General features: G+C 64.7%; 19 protein-coding genes. 6 read left to right on the forward strand and 13 right to left on the reverse strand.

Annotation, left to right across the window (positions count from 1 at the left end; all coding sequences use genetic code 11):
• Positions 1-4: 4 nt before the first annotated feature.
• The 5 genes from LJ362_RS13425 to LJ362_RS13445 all read right to left on the reverse strand — a co-directional run bounded on the left by LJ362_RS13425 (position 5) and on the right by LJ362_RS13445 (position 4,405).
• On the reverse strand, positions 5-757 hold the full coding sequence (locus tag LJ362_RS13425) for a GvpL/GvpF family gas vesicle protein (RefSeq protein ID WP_264799550.1): 753 nt from the start codon (positions 755-757) through the stop codon (positions 5-7).
• On the reverse strand, positions 754-1,188 hold the full coding sequence (gene gvpJ / locus LJ362_RS13430) for a gas vesicle protein GvpJ (RefSeq protein ID WP_264799551.1): 435 nt from the start codon (positions 1,186-1,188) through the stop codon (positions 754-756). The genes LJ362_RS13425 and gvpJ overlap by 4 nt, the downstream gene beginning before the upstream one ends.
• Positions 1,189-1,219: 31 nt before the next feature.
• Positions 1,220-2,320: an SRPBCC family protein gene (locus LJ362_RS13435; RefSeq protein WP_264799552.1), complete on the reverse strand. Its 1,101-nt coding sequence runs from the start codon at positions 2,318-2,320 to the stop codon at positions 1,220-1,222.
• The gene (locus LJ362_RS13440; RefSeq protein WP_264799553.1) at positions 2,313-2,993 is read right to left on the reverse strand and encodes a hypothetical protein; all 681 of its coding nucleotides are present in this window, start codon (positions 2,991-2,993) and stop codon (positions 2,313-2,315) included. Before LJ362_RS13440 ends, LJ362_RS13435 begins: the two co-directional genes overlap by 8 nt.
• A gap of 293 nt (positions 2,994-3,286) precedes the next feature.
• On the reverse strand, positions 3,287-4,405 hold the full coding sequence (locus LJ362_RS13445) for a YbdK family carboxylate-amine ligase (protein ID WP_264799554.1): 1,119 nt from the start codon (positions 4,403-4,405) through the stop codon (positions 3,287-3,289).
• Positions 4,406-4,712: 307 nt separating this feature from the next.
• On the opposite strand from LJ362_RS13445, the gene LJ362_RS13450 reads away from it, so the two are divergent.
• Complete coding sequence (locus LJ362_RS13450) at positions 4,713-5,021, forward strand: hypothetical protein (RefSeq protein ID WP_264799555.1); 309 nt, start codon at positions 4,713-4,715, stop codon at positions 5,019-5,021.
• On the opposite strand, the gene LJ362_RS13455 is transcribed toward LJ362_RS13450, so the two are convergent.
• From LJ362_RS13455 to LJ362_RS13480, 6 genes are all read right to left on the reverse strand, one after another.
• Positions 5,016-6,839 carry an MFS transporter gene (locus tag LJ362_RS13455; protein WP_264799556.1) on the reverse strand — a complete coding sequence of 608 codons (1,824 nt, stop codon included), beginning with the start codon at positions 6,837-6,839 and terminating at the stop codon, positions 5,016-5,018. The genes LJ362_RS13450 and LJ362_RS13455 overlap by 6 nt on opposite strands.
• A 122-nt stretch (positions 6,840-6,961) precedes the next feature.
• Positions 6,962-7,402: an aldehyde dehydrogenase family protein gene (locus LJ362_RS13460; protein WP_264799557.1), complete on the reverse strand. Its 441-nt coding sequence runs from the start codon at positions 7,400-7,402 to the stop codon at positions 6,962-6,964.
• 200 nt (positions 7,403-7,602) lie between these two features.
• Positions 7,603-7,962, reverse strand: a complete 360-nt coding sequence (locus LJ362_RS13465; protein ID WP_264799558.1) for a hypothetical protein — start codon at positions 7,960-7,962, stop codon at positions 7,603-7,605.
• Positions 7,963-8,096: 134 nt separating this feature from the next.
• On the reverse strand, positions 8,097-9,392 hold the full coding sequence (locus LJ362_RS13470; protein WP_264799559.1) for an MFS transporter: 1,296 nt from the start codon (positions 9,390-9,392) through the stop codon (positions 8,097-8,099).
• Between the two features lie 97 nt (positions 9,393-9,489).
• Positions 9,490-10,371 carry a formate dehydrogenase accessory sulfurtransferase FdhD gene (gene fdhD / locus LJ362_RS13475; protein WP_264799560.1) on the reverse strand — a complete coding sequence of 294 codons (882 nt, stop codon included), beginning with the start codon at positions 10,369-10,371 and terminating at the stop codon, positions 9,490-9,492.
• Positions 10,372-10,386: 15 nt separating this feature from the next.
• Complete coding sequence (locus tag LJ362_RS13480; protein ID WP_264799561.1) at positions 10,387-10,920, reverse strand: MogA/MoaB family molybdenum cofactor biosynthesis protein; 534 nt, start codon at positions 10,918-10,920, stop codon at positions 10,387-10,389.
• Between the two features lie 331 nt (positions 10,921-11,251).
• Here LJ362_RS13480 and LJ362_RS13485 point away from each other — a divergent pair, with 331 nt between their 5' ends.
• The 4 genes from LJ362_RS13485 (at position 11,252) to LJ362_RS13500 (ending at position 15,032) form a co-directional block, all read left to right on the forward strand.
• Complete coding sequence (locus tag LJ362_RS13485; RefSeq protein ID WP_264799562.1) at positions 11,252-11,698, forward strand: MarR family winged helix-turn-helix transcriptional regulator; 447 nt, start codon at positions 11,252-11,254, stop codon at positions 11,696-11,698.
• A gap of 62 nt (positions 11,699-11,760) precedes the next feature.
• Positions 11,761-12,987 carry an LLM class flavin-dependent oxidoreductase gene (locus tag LJ362_RS13490; RefSeq protein WP_264799563.1) on the forward strand — a complete coding sequence of 409 codons (1,227 nt, stop codon included), beginning with the start codon at positions 11,761-11,763 and terminating at the stop codon, positions 12,985-12,987.
• Complete coding sequence (locus LJ362_RS13495) at positions 12,984-13,550, forward strand: NADPH-dependent FMN reductase (RefSeq protein ID WP_264799564.1); 567 nt, start codon at positions 12,984-12,986, stop codon at positions 13,548-13,550. Before LJ362_RS13490 ends, LJ362_RS13495 begins: the two co-directional genes overlap by 4 nt.
• A gap of 252 nt (positions 13,551-13,802) precedes the next feature.
• Entirely contained in the window at positions 13,803-15,032 is a 1,230-nt protein-coding gene (locus tag LJ362_RS13500; protein ID WP_264799565.1) for a calcium:proton antiporter, read from the forward strand.
• Between the two features lie 156 nt (positions 15,033-15,188).
• Here LJ362_RS13500 and LJ362_RS13505 read toward each other — a convergent pair whose 3' ends face one another.
• Together LJ362_RS13505 and LJ362_RS13510 are read right to left on the reverse strand one after the other, a co-directional pair.
• Positions 15,189-16,790: an AMP-binding protein gene (locus tag LJ362_RS13505; RefSeq protein ID WP_264799566.1), complete on the reverse strand. Its 1,602-nt coding sequence runs from the start codon at positions 16,788-16,790 to the stop codon at positions 15,189-15,191.
• Between the two features lie 185 nt (positions 16,791-16,975).
• The gene (locus LJ362_RS13510; protein ID WP_264799567.1) at positions 16,976-18,073 is read right to left on the reverse strand and encodes a DUF1524 domain-containing protein; all 1,098 of its coding nucleotides are present in this window, start codon (positions 18,071-18,073) and stop codon (positions 16,976-16,978) included.
• 318 nt (positions 18,074-18,391) lie between these two features.
• Here LJ362_RS13510 and LJ362_RS13515 point away from each other — a divergent pair, with 318 nt between their 5' ends.
• A complete protein-coding gene (locus LJ362_RS13515; RefSeq protein ID WP_264799568.1) occupies positions 18,392-18,595 on the forward strand; it encodes a DUF5808 domain-containing protein in 204 nt (67 codons plus the stop codon).
• Positions 18,596-18,709 lie beyond the last annotated feature (114 nt).

The raw sequence follows: 18,709 nt of genomic DNA on the forward strand, positions 1-18,709 counted from the left end.
TCACCTACATCTCGGGGACGAAGTCGTAGGGTGCCTGCGGTCCGATCAGCCGGAATCTCATCCGCTCCCGGTTCGCCTCCGCCAACTCCTCGATGACGGAGTCGAATTCGTCGATGGCGTCCCTGCGAACCAGCACCGCCACCTCGGCGACGTCCTCGGCCTGGCCGACTTCCCGCATCGCCGTCTCGACTGTCGCGGAGCGGATCTGCTCGAGTATCGGAGGAGCTTCGGTCCTTCTCCAGCTCTCCATCGTCGTGACCACGATCTCTCCGAGCCGGATACGTTCGTTCCTCGTCTCGTCTTCGCTCGTGCCGCTGATCCTCTCCCTCAGCTCGGCGACCTCGGGGTTACCGCTGACGATCTCCCGCAGTATCGCGTCTCGATCGAAGGTGATCCTCAGGGTGAACTGCGTGCATCCGGACAGCTGTTCGAGCGCCTCGGCGAAGGCCTCCGCCTGCGGAGCGAGAACCTCCTCGGCGATATCGGTGTCTCCCGGCACCACGGTGCCGAATGCGAGCGGCAACACCGGTTGCTTCTCGGCCAGCTCGTCGAGGACGACGCTGTGGTTCTGCAGAGCTTCGGGAGTGCCCAGCATCCCACTGTCCGCGAGTTCCGTGACCACGGCCGCAACTGCCCCGGACTCGACGATAGCGAGGGCATTGCCCTGCACCCCGTCGGGCCCGGTCGGCAGCTCGGCACCGGCGCGTACGATCCCGTACAGATACCGATCTGCCGAGGGTGCGCCTTCTTCACTCATTCGGACTCCGAGGAGCTGCGCGCCGGGCGTTTGGTCCGGCGACGTGATTTCTCCTGACTCGAACTCTCGCCCGAGTCGTCATCGGAGTCGTCCGAGGTGAGGGCGTCCTTGATGCCTTCCACAGCTCCCTGGGTCTTGCCCTTAGAGCCGTTCTCCATCATTCCGCCCATCATCTCCGGTAGGTCGCGTCCGCCCTGCTGTGTCAGATCGAGCCGGTTCGTCGCCTCGGCGAAGCGCAGATAGGTGTCCACGCTGGCGATGACGATGCGTGCGTCGATCGTGAGGACCTCGATCCCCACCAGGGAGACGCGTACGTATGCATCGATGACCAGGCCCTTGTCGAGGATGATCTCGATGACGTCTGCAAGCGAACTCGACGACGGACGGTCGACGTAGCTGCCGCGTGATCGTTCAACAGTGCTGGTGCTCATTGTCCTTGCCTACTTCCCAATCGGAGGACGCTCAGCGGCGTTCCTCGTCTTCTGGTTCTTCGGATTCCTCGTATTCCACGGGCTCGTCAGCGGCTTCCGGTTCCTCCTCGTAGTCCTCTGCGGGCTCCGCGTCGTCTGCCTCGGCCGGTTCCTCGTCCTCGTAGTCCTCTGCCGGTTCCTCCTCATACTCCTCTTCGGCTTCGCCCTCGGCGGGCTCGAGATCGGACTCCTCCGCCTCCGAATCGTCGGGATCTGTCTCGTCCGCACCGGAGTCGACATCCGCGTCCTGATCCTCGGCGGACTCATCCTCGCTGCCTTCAGCTTGCTCCTGCTCCTCCTCGAGGCCGTCCTCGTGGGAGGTGACGAGCTCACCGTCGCGGATCTCTCCGCGCCAGCCCTCGACGCTGTCGGGATCGAGCATGATCTGACGCATCACGTGGTGGACGAAGAACTTCAGTTCGAGGCGGAAACGGCGGGGAACGGTGAACCACAGGGCACCGACGCCTTCCACGAAGCCCTGCTTGTGGTACTCGCCCACCGCAATGATCCGGGTCAGCCTGGGTGCGACTTCGTGGAAGGAGATGCTGCCGCTGATGTAGCCCTTCTCGCCGGTCGATTCCCATACGATATGGGAGTCGGGAACCTGCTCGGTGATCGTGGCTTCCCAGGTTCGATGCGACCAGACCGCCTGGCCCTTGATGCTGAGGGTGACATCATCGGTGCGTTCGACGTTCTCGACCTTCTTCATGAAATCGGGCCAGTCCTCGAACATCGTGAACGCGTTGTAGGCCACGTTCAGCGGGACACCGACCTCTGCGGTCTCCACGATGTTGGAGAACTTGAAATCACCGGAGCCGCCCGAACCGCTCGAGCCGCCTCCGAACAGACCCTTGACTTTCTCCTTGACGCCGGTCGTCGCCGCAGACAGTGCCGCTTTCGCCGGTGACTCGCCCTCAGCGATCTCCTCCGCACCAGCCTGGGCCGCAGGCGCTGCACCATCGCCCATACCGTCGAGACGGTCTGCGAACTTCTCGACCCTGTCCCCGACGGAGTTGACCGCCTTGCGTCCGAGGGTCTTGGCGAAGTCTCCGGCCTGCTGCCTGAGGCCGCTGAAGATCGAATCATCACTCATCTTCGGCCTCCTCGGGCTTGGCAGCGGCGCGAGATGAGGTCTTCTTCGCAGTCGTCGATCGCTTGGAGCCCGACTTCGTGCGCGAGCCGCGCGAACTGGTCGAAGACTTCGACGAACGCGTGCCCTTCGCGGAGCGGTTCGCTGTCGAGGAGCGCTTGGCTGCCGGCTTCTTCGGAGCTTCCTCCTCAGCCTGCGGCTCTTCGTCGATCTCCTGCGGCTCGTCGGCCGTCTCCGCCTCGCCGGTCTCGGAACCCTCCGACGGCTCGGGAGCGTTCTCGGCCTCCGACTCGGGCGCGTTCTCTTCGTCGTCCGCGCCTTCGCTGTCATCGACGCTGGGATCGATCGCGTCGGCGGTGTCATCGAGAGTCGCCTTCATCTTCTCGGTCTGCTCCTGAAGCTTGGCGCTGAGCTGATCGACTCCCTTCGCTGCCACGGCCTTGGCGGCGTTCTTGCCGGAGTCGGCCAGACGGCCGGTGATCTTCTCCTGGAGATTCTTGAGCTCGGGGGAAGAATCAGCGAAATCCTTGAGTCCGCCCAGAAGCTGGTCGCGATTCTTCGCGGCGGTCGTCCCGGCGACAGCCGAGGCGACCGTGAGCGCCAGGCCGAACTTCTTGGTTCTGCCGAGCATGTAGCCCGCCAGTATCAGGCCGGTGATTTTCATCTTGTTGTTCATGATTGCCTCCGTCTCCGCGCTGATGGGCACGGACCGAGATGGGAATTCGAAGACTGTCCCCTGGCCGGGATTGCCGTTCCACGGGGTACAGCTCCACTGTGCTGATCAATGATTCGAGGGTCACCGCCTCATGACAACGACGGCGGGAATCGTCTCCGCCCGGCGTCCGAGGCTGTCGCAGATTCCTGACCGCATCTGCGGGCTTCCTGCGTCCCGGAAGCCAAGAGCACTCTGCCCTTTTCACTATCATCTGTTCAACCACCCCTGATCCGTCAAGGGGGGTCAGAAACGCCTCAGGGGGCCATTGGCGATTGCTCGAATACATCCTGAGAACTGTCTGTCAATCTGTGTGCGGCGTATTCCAACAGGCCTCCTACCCCCTTTCTCGCTGCGATCCGGCGCTGCTTCTCGGAACCGGTGCCCTGGTTGACCAGACGGCGGAGTCCTTGGTGAACATGGGGAATGTCCTGGGTTCGTGTGAGGGCCGGTCGTGCGCGTTGGAACGCCTTTCGGACTACCTTTGCAGCCGGGACACTCGTATGTGTGTCGGGGTCCATGAGCATTCCCGTCAGTCCGAAGCGTGCAGCCTGCCAATGAGCGATGTTCAGCAGATTCGCAGGGACCGCGTCCGTGTCCGGGTCGTCCATCGCGACATCCGCGAGCGCACGAATGAGCAGTGCGATGGTCACAGTGGCCGCGGTGTCCAGCTGCACGTCACAGGTCCGGACTTCGACGGTCCTGTGCGTGGGTGAGAGCCGGACCAGCCAACCCAGAGTCGCCTCGTCGAACACCACGTCCGATCGCAGCGCAGCAGCGATCTGCGCATCGTAGTCGTCGAGGTCGTGGAAGTGAGGCGGAATGCCGAAGACGACCCACCGCCGGTAGTGGATGGAACGCCAGCTGGCGAAGCCGCTGTCGGCTCCGCGCCAGAGAGGAGAATTCGCGCTCAACGCGGTGAGCACGGGAATCCATCTGCGCAGGCCGTTGAGTGCCCTCAGTCCTGCTTCCCGGTCGGGGATGTCGACATGGACATGCATGCCGTTGACGTACTGATCGGCTGCGATCCCGGGCGCCAGGTCCGCGAACTCACGGTAGCGACTGCCATCACTGACGCCTGCCGGGGCGCCCGAGATCTGAGGCGCTGTGCCGAGGCCGACAGCGAACAGATCGCGCACCCGAGACGCTGTCGAGAGGCTGCGGCGAAAAGCGTGCAGCGATTCGACCGCCTCGTCAGCCGTGGTCAGGACGGGAGTGGCGAACTCGATCTGCCCGGGCAGCCATTCGGCACAGGCTTCTCCGCTGTTCGGGCTCACCGCGTCCTCTACCTCCTGCAAGCTGCTCTTCGATCGAGCAGGCAGAAGTGAATGTCGATCGACGAGGAGGAATTCCTCCTCGATGCCGAATTCGCTCATCGTCACCTCATTCCGTTTCTGACCCGCTCACGCTATTGGACCGGCCGCGGATGCGACAGCAGATGTGGGACCTCACTGAAATACCTGCGTAGAGGCTCCTTCGGCAGGTGCAGGCGGTGGGCGCTCGCGGCGATTTAGAAGCGGCAGACGGATCGCCCACAGCCCCTAGCACTGCTCGAGAAGCAGAACGTACACTGCGGGAAGATTCGAGACACACATAAGCGAGCAGGACTGGGTCCCGAATCGCTGGCACACCGGGCAGGACAGATCTCCTGCTGCGAAAGTCACGAGGCGAATCAGCAGACGTATGGATGACCAGAACCCGAAGCGCATCGACACCAACTCCGGCGGCTCGTTCTCGGACGAGCGCGCAATCATCAGGCGGAGGCAGCTCATTGAGGCCGTTGACTTCTGGAACATATCGGTTGCCGGAGCGTGGCTCCACTACGCCAGCCTGGGCGGTGAGCTCACCGAATACGAGCTCGATGCCTACCTCCACGAGGCCTACTTCCTGGAGCCCTATCAGCACGACACCCTGGCCGCGGCCGTCAATGAGCTCATCGATATGCTCCCTCCGCCCCCGCGAGCCCCGCTGACCGACGGACCCGGTCTATGACCGGTCACCTCGGTATTCCAGCCTCCCGCGACGGTTGCGATGGACGGCTCCCTGCCGAATCGCTTCTCGCACCGCCGCACGGAAGCGCCCCGGGCCCCATCGCCGAGCCCCGATCGCACGGTAGAGTTCCACCTCTCCGACGGGTTCCATGTCGCGGACGAAATCGATGATGCCGTTGACCTCGTTGGCCGAGACCTCGGGCGGGACCTCGCGTGAGGACACCGAAGGCCACGGCGCATAGACGCCGGCCGATCCCGGGCCCGGACGCAGACGGCGGCGCCCAGGGCCTGCCTCGGCCCCCATCGTTGTCTCTCTTGCGCTGGCGGGCTCAGTCTGCTCGGGACCGCTTTCCGCAGCGCTTTCGGCACCCTCAGCGTCCTCGGCCGTCAGGGGGCGGGCGATGTCTTCGAGGTCGGCACCTTCCGCCTTGACTCCGAAGAGCAGTTCGGCGACTCCGCCGAGCGCCATGACCGCTGCCCCGATGCAGAACGCCCAGGCCACTTGGGAGCGGTCACCGGACTCGATCATGCCGCCGAAGAGCAGCGGACCGGCGATGCCTCCGGCGGCCGTACCGACGGCGTAGAAGAACGCGATGGCCAGTGCTCGAGTCTCCATCGGAAAGATCTCGCTGACCGTGAGATAGGCTGCGCTGGCACCGGACGACGCGAGGAAGAAGCACACGACGAGGATCAGGAGAAAGAGCCATTCGCCGCCGACTTCACCATTGAAGACGAAGGCGAGGACGACTGCGACGACCGCCGATCCAAGGTAGCTGAACGAGATCATCGGCTTCCGACCGATCGTGTCGAAGAGCCTGCCGAGGACGACGGGGCCGGCGAAGTTGCTCAGCGACCACAGAATGATGAAGATCGGCACCGAGGCTGCGGCGACTCCGTAGAAACCGCTGAAGATCGTGCCGAGGTTGAAGGTGATGCCGTTGTAGAGGAACGCCTGACCGACGAAGAGGACGAGGCAGAGGATCGCGCGTTTGGGATAGATCGTGAAAGCGACCTTCATGATCTCGACGAACGAGATCGTCTTCCGCTGCCGGACGGTGATGGTCTTCTTCGGCGCCGGCAGAGTCTGCGAGGTCTCCGCTTCGATGCCGTCTTCGATCTCGCCGACGATGCGTTCGGCCTCGTCGTTCCGACCGTGGATGAACAGCCACCTCGGACTCTCCGGAACGTTCTTGCGCACGACGAAGACGAAGATCGCCAGCAGCATGCCGACGGCGAAGGCCAGGCGCCAGCCGATCATCTTCGGCAGGATATCGGTGTTGAGGAAGAGCAGCGTCGTCGCCGCCCCACCGGCGGCACCGAGCCAGTAGGAGCCGTTGATGATGAGGTCGATGCGGCCCCGCATGCGGGCGGGGATGAGTTCGTCGATGGCCGAGTTGACGGCCGCGTATTCCCCGCCGATGCCGGCACCGGTGAGAAAGCGGACGAGGAAGAAGTACCAGGCGGAGAACGAGAACGCCGTGGCGACGGTGGCGACGAGATAGAGCACGAGAGTGATGAGGAAGAGCTTGCGTCGGCCGAATCGGTCCGTGAGCTGGCCGAAGACGATCGCACCGACGCAAGCACCGAGCACGTAGATTGCTCCGGCCGTGCCGATCTGCCCTGCAGTCATGTCGATGCCGCTGCCCTCTTCGGTCATCCGAGCCGCGACATTGCCGACCATCGTGACCTCGAGACCATCGAGGATCCACACACTGCCGAGCCCGACGACGACCATCCAGTGGAACCGGGCCCACGGCAGCCGATCCAACCGTGCCGGCACGTCGGTCTTGACCGTCCCGAGTTCAACTTTCTCACTCATCACACGCCTCCTGGACAATTCCTGGACAGAGTCTTCTGATTGCCAGGAAGTCTAAGCACACGCTGCGGGGCCGACAAGGTATGGCGCGAAATCTCTCGTCCGCGATGATCGTCTGGCTCTGATCATTGGCGGCGAAGACGTTGCGATAGCAGTCGGACGGCAGCACCGCATCGTTCATGACCTGTTCGAAGGCCAGAGCCGACTGCGGACAGTTCGATGCGTGCTTGACCTATGAGCTCGTACTTCATCACCGCGCTGCCTCCGCTGGACGATGCGAGCACTTCGTCGGAGAGCAGCAGGGGCCCCTCTTCGGCGTAGCAGCGCAGAATCCTCGCTGCCAGTTCGACCTCTGCTTCGGCCTCGGCGCGCAGTCTGCCCATTTCGGGTGTGAGGAGATCAGCGAGGTCCCACCTGCGCTCGTCCATGAGATCCGCCGCTCGGGCGAGCGGTGCAGAACGCTCCCGCTCGGTCAGGAGCTCTCCGAGGCCTTTCAGGGTTCCGCCGGTGCCGACCACTTCGTCGGTGCTCTCCGCATCGTGAGCGAAGACGTGCTGGGCCGTCATCGGCACGGCGGGTGATGTCAGGCCGGAAGGCGACTCAGGCAGGCACGCCGCCCAGCATGGTGGCGATCAGCCCCAGTACCGCCAAGGCCGCGATGACGATCACGATCACACGTTTGCGCATGTTCCGAATTCTACTGCGACCCACCCGCCGGATGTCCAAGGCGCCCGACTGCGGGCCATCGTCACCACAGAGTCGTCCGTCACCACGGGTTGGCCTCCAGCCAGCGGGTGAACCAATAACGGTCGCCCTGGTAGTGCGACTTCTCCGGCTTGCACCCTTTGAGATCCGAATGCTCGCCCAGCCACGTCCGCACCAGCGGCATGACCTCGTCCAGACGATCGACCCAGTCATCGAGTGGCAGCAGCAGAACCGAACCGTCATCGGAGTCCAGTCGGCATGAATAGTTCGGCAGTCCCTCGGTGATCTGCGAATGCGTATACCTGATCTGATCGCAGCCGGTGGTGAGATAGAAGCGGATGAACTCACCGCAGACGTAGGAGCACAGCGTTTTGAAGTTCCGGTAGCGGATCATCCACGCCGGAGGATCATATTCAGACATGAGTTCTATTGTAGGCGCACGTCGCCCCGATCGTCGGTCCCGATCTCACACGGGCCGCCTCGGCGCCGGGAAGGCACTGGGGACGAGACCCCTCGCTCTGGCTGAACGGTGGGTCAACTGTGGTCGACGGCTTCTCAGCTGCGGCGGGAGCTTGAGCGGATGAGGATGATCGCGAGAATCACGCACAGCAGATAGGTGGTACCTACGGCGATCCAGCCGAGTTCGAACCCGCCGGGCGAGCCGACGATGACACCCATGAGCAGTGGCCCGAGCGCGAAGCCGAAGAACATTCCGGCCGTCACCACCCCGCTGGCCGAGGCCATCGAAGCAGCGGGAATAGCCCGCATGAGTGCGGCCATGAGCACCACCGAGACGCCGAGAGCCGAGATCCCGTGGAAGGCCACGGCGACCCAGACGAGCAGTCCCCACCCGGCCGTGTCGGCGATGAGGAACAGCACCGCTCCAGCCAGGGCGATGAGGGCGAGGACCAGCAGCAGGTGCGGCCCCGAGGCGCCTTTGGCCATGCGTCTGGCCCAGGTGACGCGGGCGATGACGCCGATGACGCCGGCCAGTGCGGCCGTGGCGCCGCCGAGGACGAGGCTGAAGCTCATCTCGCGCACGGCGAAGAGGGGCATGTACACGTTCGTCGCCTGCACGCCGATGCCGTTGATCAGCCCGAACAGTGCCAGGGCCCACACCATGCCGGGGTGCCTGGCCGGACGGGTGGGTGACGGTCCCGGGTCGGGTCGGGCCGCCTCGGCGGGAGTGTCGGTCTCGGCGATGTCAGGGTTGAGGTCGGCCGCCTCGGCGGGGGTATCGCTTGAGGTTTTCGGAGCGGTCAGCAGCGGGGTGGTGCGCAGGGAATACCAGGTCATCGCAAGCAGGATGAGCGGGATGATCGTGACGGTCAGGGCTGCGCCGCGCCAGCCGATGCCGAGCGCGAGGACGGGGAAGGCAAGGCTGGCGACGAGCTGGCTGACCTGGACCCCGGACTGCTTGATGCCGACCCAGCCGATGCGTTTGATGTCGGGGACGCGTTCGAGCAGGATCCGGTTGGTCACCCCGTTGGGGAAGGACTGGGCGATGCCGGACAGGCCGGCGGCGAGCAGCAGCATCCCGAACCCGTCCGGCACGGCCACCAGAAGCAGTGCGAGCGCGGAGAGAACGAAGATGAACGCCATGAGCGAGAGGTCGGAGTGCCTGTCGGCGAGCCTGCCCAGGGTGGCGCTGCCGACGGCTGCGGCACCGAAGCAGGTGGTGGCCAGCAGTCCGAAGTGGGCTTCGGAGATGCCGAGCTCGGCGATGATCGAATCGCTCGTGGCACTGAGCCCGTAGAGCAGGATGGGCCCGGCGGCGACGGCACCGAGGAGAACAGTGAGCAGACCGATGCCAGGGGGCTTCTGGTCCAGTTTCCGGCCGTGGTCGGCCATCACTCACCTCCTGTCGAGGGCATACTTCAACTCAGCATGCTAGCCGGAGGCCGACGGCAAGTGTGGAGATGTCTCAGGCGCGGCTGCAGCGTCGAAGTCACGCCACGCGTTCGGGGTACGAGTACGCGTTGAACTTGCCCCTGCGGTTGAAGCCGATGACGCTCACGCCGACGTCCTTGCCGTAGTCGACGGCCATCGCCGAGGGGGCGCTGACGGCGGACATCATCGGGATGCCGGCCATCGCGCACTTCTGGACGAGTTCGAACGATGCCCGCGCGGACACCTGCAGGACGGTCGATCGCAGCGGCAGGCCACGGTTGGCCATGGCCCAGCCGATGACCTTGTCGACGGCATTGTGCCGGCCGACGTCCTCGCGACCGACGAGCAGTTCGGGTTCTGCGTTCGGATCGTCTCCGACAGCGAAGAGCGCCGCGGCATGGACCCCGCCGGTCTTGTCGAAGATCTCCTGCGTCTGCCGCAGTCGATCGGGCAGCTCACCGATCCGAGCGGCGGAGAGCAGCCGCGGGAACTCGTACTCCCCCTGGTCCTCGACATGAAAAGCGGCAGGAATGAGAGGGAATGCGGAGGTCTTCGTCACCGCATCGGCGGCCGCGGTTCCGCAGATTCCACACGACGATGAGGTGTAGACGTTGCGGGCCGGCGCCGTCTCGGGATTCCAGATCCCAGGAGCCAGTCGCACTTGGGCGACGTTGTAGTTCCGGCTGCCATCGGGGGCGAGCCCGGCGGAGAAGTTGACCTCTTCGATGTCGTCCATCGAGGTCACGACAGCCTCGGAGAGCAGGTATCCGGCGATGAGTTCGACGTCGTGTCCGGCGGTGCGCATGGTCACGGTGTACTGCTCACCGTCGAGCTGGATCTCCAGCGGCTCCTCCCCTGCCAGGGAATCCGGACCGGCCGAGATCTCACCAGTGGCGTCGAACTTATAGACCCGGGCTCGCACGGCCTTGCGCATCTGCATGGTCTCGTTCCTCTCTCAGGCCCGGGGTCCGTGGTCGGTGGTGTCCTCGACGGAGGTCTGAATGTGCTCGAGGAGGTCATCGATGACGGTGATTCCGTCCTTGACCCCTCCCTTCGAGCCGGGGAAGTTGATGACGAAGCTGCGTCCGCGCACTCCCGCGACCCCGCGGCTCATCACCGCCGAGGATGTTGATTCGAGACCCTTGCGCCACATCGCATAGATGAGGCCCGGCGACTGGCGTTCGAGGAGTTCGGCAGTGAACTCCGGAGTGCGATCATCGGGAGCGAGCCCGGTGCCGCCGCTGGTGACGATGATCCGAGGACGGCCGGCTTCCGGAGTGTCGACGAGAAGAGTCCTCAAGGCCTCACCGACAGGTTCGCCGTCACGGACGACGACGGCATCGGGAGTCTCATAACCGCGGCCGCGCAGCCAATCGACGAGGATCGGACCCGTCGTGTCCGCGGCCTCTCCCCGAGCCGCCGAGGTGGAGGCGATGATGACCGCAGCCTTGCGTCCCGCTCCGAGGAGCTCGCTGTTCTCTTCGCTCACCTATCTGCCCTCTTCCCACATCAGTTTCAATCGCACCCGCAGGCAGCGCGTCTGGCACGTGCGCCTGCTCGCGACCCCTGCGCTCACCTACGAGGCACGGTCTTTGTCACCATTGTCCCACTCCGGTCGGGGAAGACCAGAGACGGCACGACCCCGGGCGGCTTTCCGAGACGACCTCCGTTTCACCCGTCTGGTGCCACTTGTTCAACCACCACAGACATTCACCTTCAAGACTGCCCACATCTCACCCCGTGCAGCCCAGGTAATGTGAGGGCGAAACACGTCGCCCACAACGTCAGCGGCCACTACGCAGTCAGGAGAAGGAGAAGCCGTGGAAGATCTGAGCCTGAGCACGCTTATCTGGCTGCGCATGGCCCGCTTCGTCCAGAACAGCAACCAACTCTCCAATGAGCACCTGCGCCGATTCGGGCTCACCGTCGCCCAGTTCGAAGCCCTTGCCCATATCCGCAATTTCGAACCGATCACGCAGTCCGCTCTCGCCGAGGGCCTGACCGTCAGCGGCGGCGGGATCTCCCGCATGCTCGCTCGACTCGAGTCCGAGGGCCTGATCTCCCGCGAACAGGACTGGAAGACCAAACATATCTCGCTGACGCCCAAGGGCCGCGAACTCCTCGAGCGCGCGTTTCCCTCGCAGCAGAGACAGCAGGCGTCTCTGTTCGACGATTCCTTGAGCGAGGACGAGAAAGTGCAGCTGCACGCACTGATGAAGAAGCTCTACGACACCAGCAGGGAGCGCGGCCAGAACTCGCGGGAATAATCCCGCGGCCGTATCAGTTGACATGGCAAATGACATTTTCGTCGCCGTCACGAGGAGAGACCTTGAGCGAGTCCGCGCAGCCGCACACCACCCCGGAGCAGCATTCCGAAACGACTGATCCCCAGCCGTCACAGCAGCCGAACTACATGCACGAATTCGGCCTCGACAAAGGCCAGGGACTGCAGTTCGGGATCTACAGCCTCGGCGATCATCTGCCTGACCCGCACGACGGATCACGCGTCGACGCAGGACAGCGCATCCACGAATTCATCGGCTATGCCCAAGCCGCCGAGGCAGCAGGACTCGACTTCTTCAGCCTCGGCGAGAGCCATCAGGAGTTCTTCGCCTCGCAGGCCCATGCCGTCATCCTCGGCGCGATCGCCCAGGCCACGGACACGATCCGCATCGGCAGCTCCTCGACGATCCTGTCGACCTCGGATCCGGTCCGCGTGTTCGAGAACTTCGCGACCATCGACCTCATCTCCGGCGGCCGCGCCGAACTCGTCGCCGGTCGCGCCTCCCGGGTCGGCCTGTTCGAACTCCTCGGTTACGATCTGCGCGACTACGAAGAGCTGTATGAGGAGAAGCTCGATCTGCTGCTGACAATCAACCGTGACAAGCAGGTGACCTGGTCCGGTCAGTTCCGGGCACCGCTCAACGACGCCGAGGTCCTCCCCCGCCCCACCGGACAGGCGCTGCGCATCTGGCGTGCCGTCGGCGGAGCGCCGGCGAGCGCGGTGAAGGCGGGACTGGCCGGGGTTCCCATGGTCATGGCCCACCTCGGCGGGACCACCTCGGTGTTCAAGGGCACCGTCGACGCCTACCGTCGCGCGGCTGCTCATGCCGGATTCGATCCGGCCACCCTGCCCATCGCCACGGCGGGATTCTTCCATGCCGCAGAGACCTCGCAGGAGGCGCTGCGGGCGATGTATCCGCACATCAACGAGGGGATGAAGCGCACGAACGGGCAGGGCATGCCCAAGCAGCACTTCGCGCAGAGCGTCCATCCGGCGTCGATTGCGAACATCGGCAGCCCGCAGCAGATCATCGAGAAGATCCTCCACCAGCATGAGGTCTTCGGTCACCAGCGCTACCTCGCGCAGGTCGACTTCGGCGGGATGGCCTATGCCGACGTGATGAACCAGATCGACATCATCGGCACCGAAATCCTGCCCGCCGTCAAGAAGTACACCGGTGCCACGCCCGCGGATTCTGTCTCCGAATCCGCCGGTCCCGCATCCGGCACTGCCGGCTCCGCGTTCGATTCCGCCGAGGAGGCCCTGTCATGAAGCTGATTCTGCTGTCAGGGTCGAACGTCGGTACGAAGACTCGGACCGTGATCGATCACCTCGCCGAGGCGGTCGCCGCCTACGACCCCACCATCGACGTGAGCGTCATCGACCTCGCCGAGGTGGACATGATCTTCGCCGACGGTCGGAGCTTCACCGAGTACACCGGTGATACCGGTCGGGTGGCCCGGGAGCTCATGGACGCCGATGCGATCATCATCGGCACCCCGATCTTCCAGGCCTCGATCCCGGCGGCACTGAAGAACGTCTTCGACTTGCTGCCGATCAGCGCATTCCTCGACAAGGTCGTCGGCGTCATCGCCACGGCCGGTTCGTCGAAGCACTACCTCATTCCGGCCCAGCACCTGCTGCCGATACTGAGCTACATGAAGGCACAGGTAGTCCAGCCGTATGTGTTCGTCGAGGAAAGCGACCTGCACCGCGGCGAGATCGTCAGCCACGACGTCCTGCAGCGACTCGACCGCCTCGTCGAGGACACGATCGTGCTCACCCGCACGTTTGCCTCGATCCGGGAGGAGCGGGACGCCGCCTACGGGTTCTGATTTCGGGTTCTGAAGCGCCAGCCCTTCTTGAAGTGACCGCACCCGGCCAAAACGGCACTGGTTAAGTTGAATAGCACCGTTTCAAACATGGGCTATCCAACTCAAACTGTGCCGTTGCGGCCGGTGCCCCAGATCACCCGATTTGCCGGGCCAGGCGGGCCTGGATAGCCTGAAAGTGGAAGGAACCGGCCGGGACGGCCCGGCTGAGTGAGATTCACAGTGAGGACGGCCTCAGAGACAGGAAGACCTTTCATGACCGCCGCCCTCCGTTCAATCATCACGCCGACCGCAATCCTGCGACTCGTCCTCGGCTGGGGCGTGTTCATCGCCCTGCAATTCACGAGCTCCCTGCTCGCACCGCCTGTGCCCGCGCCGCTGCTTGTGACTGCACTTCTCGTCATCATCGCGGTCATTCTCATCTGCGCCTTCGGAGTCGTCACCGAAGCCGAACACTTAGCGAACCGCCTCGGCGATCCCTACGGCTCACTCGTGCTCACGATCTCGATCTGCCTCATCGAGGTCATCCTCATCGCCGCGGTCCTGCTCGGCCCCGGCGATCACGCGACGATCGCCCGCGATTCGGTGATGGCGGTGTCGATGATCATCCTCAACGCCGTCATCGGCCTGTGCCTGCTGGTCGGCGGACTGCGCCACGGCGCACTCACCCACAATCGCACCGGCGTCTCGAACTACCTGGTCATGATCGTCGTCTTCGCCGCTCTCGCCTTCGCCGTGCCCGCCCTCATCGGCACCCCCGACGGCGCCTACGAGATCTGGCAGGAGATCCCGATCATCGTCGTCACCGTCGGCGCCTACGCCTTCTTCCTCTATCGGCAGATGGGGCCCCAGGCCAACGAATTCACCGAGGTGGCCCCCGTCGGTGCGGTCTCCGTTGACGCCTCATCGACTGTCGGAAAGACACACCCCTCCCCCGCCGAGGCGGCCCACCAGGCCGAATCGCGCCGACCAGAGGCGAGCGCCCACCCTGACGACGCACCTCAGGGTATCGTCGAGATCCTCTCATCCCACCGCGTGGAGATCGTCCTCCGGCTGATCCTCCTCGTTGCCACGGTGCTTCCGATCGTCCTGCTCTCCCACGATATGGCCACGCTGCTCGATGACGGCTTGGCCCGCCTCGGCGCTCCCGTTGCTTTATCCGGAGTGGTCATCGCGATGATCGTATTCCTGCCCGAGACCCTCACCTCGTTGCGAGCGGCGTGGAACGGGGAGATCCAACGCGTGAGCAACCTCTGCCACGGCGCTCAGGTGTCAACGGTCGGTCTGACGATTCCGACGGTGCTGGTCATCGGCATGCTCACCGATCAGCAGATCGTACTCGCCGAGTCGCCGATCAACCTCGCGCTGCTGGCGATCACGCTCCTGGTCTCTGTCATCGGTTTTTCCGCCAAGAAGGTCACGGCTGTCCAGGGGGCCGCTCATCTCATCATCTTCGTCGTGTTCGGTCTCGCGCTCTTCGCGTGAACTGCCGGCACAACGCCGGAGTGGGCCGGCGCGGACGGCGGGCACTGACGGGTAGGCTGAGCTCCGAACATTCGATCAGCTTCCGATTCCGCCCCGCACGAAGGAGATCCCGGTGGGCCTCACCGCCCACTTCGCGCACGGAGTCGGCAGAACGCCTCAACTCCCCGCCATCTCCCGCAGGGCGTTCTTGCGGATCTTGCCGGTCGAGGTCGTCGGCAGCTCATCGACGAACTCGATCCCGGCCGGTGCCTTGTAGGAGGCGATTCGGGTCTTGACGAATGCGATGAGGTCGGCTTCGGTCACCTCAGTGCCGGGCTTGAGCACGACGTAGGCCAACGGCCGCTGTCCCCACTTCTCATCGGGCATTCCGACCACGGCCGCCTCGGCGACGGATTCGTAGGCGACGAGGGCCTGCTCGACCTCGATCGTGGAGATGTTCTCGCCGCCGGAGATGACGATGTCCTTGGCACGGTCGAGGATCTGGACGTACCCGTCCTCGTGCATCACGGCAAGGTCGCCGGTATGGAACCAGCCGCCGCGGAATGCCTCGGCGGTGGCTTCGGGAGCGTTGAGGTAGCCCTTCATGACGTTGTTGCCGCGCATGACGATCTCGCCCATCGTCACCCCGTCGCGGGGCACGTCGGTGAGCACATCATCGGCGCGCAGCTCGACCACGCGCATGAGTTCGGCGCTGATCATGCCGATTCCCTGCCGGGATTTCAGCTTCGCGCGCTCCTCCACCGGCAGGCCGGTCCATTCGGGCTGCGGTTCGCACGAGGAGTACGGGCCGTAGGATTCGGTGAGTCCGTAGACGTGGATGACCTCGATGCCGAGGCCTTCGAGCAGGGCGATCGTCGTCGGCGACGGCGGGGCGCCGGCCGTGGTGATGGACAGCGAACCGCCCAGGTCGTGGGCTTCCTTGGCCCCGGCGATGGTGTTGAGCACGACGGGAGCACCGGCCATCCGCGTGACCTTCTCGTCGTCGATGAGCCGCCAGGCCTCTGGTCCGCGCACCGCTCGGATGCACACGTGCGTGCCCGACACCGCCGTCAGCGCCCAGGTCGTGCACCAGCCGTTGCAGTGGAACATCGGCAGCGTCCACAGGTACCGAGTCAGCGCCGCAAAATCCTGCGTGACGACCTCGCCGAGCGAGTTCAGATACGCCCCACGGTGGGTGTACATGACGCCCTTCGGCCGCCCCGTCGTGCCCGAGGTGTAGTTGACGGTGATCGTCGCGGTCTCGTCCTCGACTTCGTAGGCTCGCGGTGATTCCGGTGCCGAGGCGGACCAGTCGGCATACGCTTCCACGTTGAGATCCGTCGCGGTGACCTTGCCAGGGGTTCCGTCTTCGTCGGGGTGGACGACGATGGTTTCGACCGTGTTCGCGGCTCCTGCGTCGATGACCGGCTGGAGGAGTCCGGCATCGCCGAAGAGGAACTTCACCTCGCTGTGGCCGAGGATGTATTCGACCTCGGGCGGCGCCAGTCGGGTGTTGAGCATGACGAGCACGCCGCCGGCCAACGGGACCGCGTAGTGGGCGATGAGCGCCTCGGCGCTGTTGGGGGCGAGCACCGCAACCGTGTCCCCGGGCTTCAGGCCATTGCGGACGAGTCCTTCGGCGAGGTTCTGCACGGTCTCGGCCATCTGCCTGTAGGTGAAGCGACGGGGGCCGTCGACGATCGCCTCCCGGTTCGGGTGAGCTTCGAGCGAGCGCTCGAGGAAGCGCAGCGGAGTCAGGGCGGTATCGAGTCCGGACATGGGAATCTCCTCATCGTCGATGATCGTGGCGGCCGTCGCCAGTAACAGCTGCGACGGTGTTCGGCTTCAGACTACCGAGCGAGTGTGACCGCGTGCACACCGCCTCCGCCGAGGCGGCCGAACGTCAGGGCGACCGTTCCCTGTCCGCGCTTCGGCTCCATGCTCCGGTGAGCGCGACGTCACCGCTATTCGCAGGCGATTCCGTCACCGTCGCGGTCGAGGTGGGACCCGTATCCGGGGTCGCCTCGGCGAACGGGTGCGGCACCTGCTTCGCGGGCGGCCGTGCAGTTCTCGAAGAACGTCGACGAGCCCGACGAGCTGCTGGACGATCCGCTCGCTGTTCCGCTCGACGACGACCCCGACCCTGTCGATCCGGAGCTGGACGAACGCGAACTCGCAGACTTCTGACCAGCCGGGCGGGTCTCTTCCTTCGTGGTGACATTGTCACCCTCGCCTGGACCCGGCCAGTCGACATCCTCGGCGAAGGCGGGCTGATCGTCGCACTTCGCCAGCACGCGTTCCATGGCGGCCTTCTCGGCGGGGACCACCCACAGCTCGTATTTGTGCTTCACGGCGATCTGTCGGGCGACGTATTCGCAGCGAAAGCTCTTGTTCGGCGGCAGCCAGGTCGCGGCGTCGCCGTCGCCCTTCTGCCGGTTGAGGCTCGAGCTGACGGCGAGCAGGTTGAGCGGGTCGTTGCCGAACTCCTTCAGCGTCTCCTCGTCGAACTTGAAGGCCCCGGTCTGCCAGGCGTTCGACCGGGCGACGACGTGGTCGATATCGACGGCGTTCGCGCTCCGGTCGAAGTCGGAGGTCTCGCCGGCATAGGGGTCGTCAAGCGTTCCGGCCAGCACGATGCATCCTTGGGTTCCGGCCTTGAGGGTGATGGTCGTGAGGTCGCGGCGGAGCACGTCGTTGCGGGTGTCGCAGCCGTTGTGGTCGGTGTCCGAACGCCATTTGAACAGGTCGCCGTCGTAGCCGGTCTTCGGTGCCCGGCCTTTGACCGTGAGTTCGTCCAACATCGCCGAGGCGGTCCCCGTCGCCGCGCTGCCCGCACGGCCTTCATCCTCTTCCCCGGCCGCGTCGGTGTCATCGCTCGTCGCCGATGCCGCAGGACCGGAGCTCGGCTCCGGGGCCTCACGAGTCGGCGTGGGGTCGGCGGTGCTGGAGGCGGCGGTGTCGACGGTCGGCTGGGCATCCTCGGCGCATCCGGAGAGGAGGCAGAGGGACAGGACTGCGGCAAGTGCCGCGAGTGTGAGGCGTGAGGAAGAGTGCAAGGGCATGGGCTTTCGGACGTGCAGGCTCGCCAGTGGGGCGAGATGGTTCAGACGTGGTCGTGGACCGAGCCGGCACGAATGCCGCTGCTCGATCCACTCCGATCAGTGTAGGACGGGAGAGCGCCGGCGGCACTCGGTCGGCCGGAACGTATCCCATTCGTTAGATACGCGGACGACCTTGGTGAGATTCGAGGATAACCTGGTCGGAGGACCGCCAGATCGTGAGCGTGGAAACTGTCCAGACAGCAGCCGTGGGGCAAGCGGACCACGGGCGTAGACTGCCAACAGAGCTTGTCTTCGAAACTGCGAAAGCCGTGATACTCAATGAGCGAGGATCCCGATGTTGAGGCCCTCCGCCAGGACGATTCCAACTGGAAGCTCGGTCTCTTCTACGCGTCCATGAAGGACCCCGCTCCGCTGGTGCCGAAGCGCCACGGCTGGGGATGGACCCTCAATTTCGGCAGCCCCTGGGTCGGGTTGGCCGGAGTCATTCTCGTCATTGTGGTCGTCTGGGGTGTGTTCTTCTGACTCATCGTTCGAGGGCGCGGACCTGCTAGTCCATGGGCTGGGCCCCGCTTTCGGCGCGCTCTGGCTCATCTTCCCGTCACTTCGCCTCGCCCACCGGCGGGTGGGTGCATGATG

Source organism: Brevibacterium sp. JSBI002 (genome assembly GCF_026013965.1).
Taxonomy (GTDB): Bacteria; Actinomycetota; Actinomycetes; order Actinomycetales; family Brevibacteriaceae; genus Brevibacterium.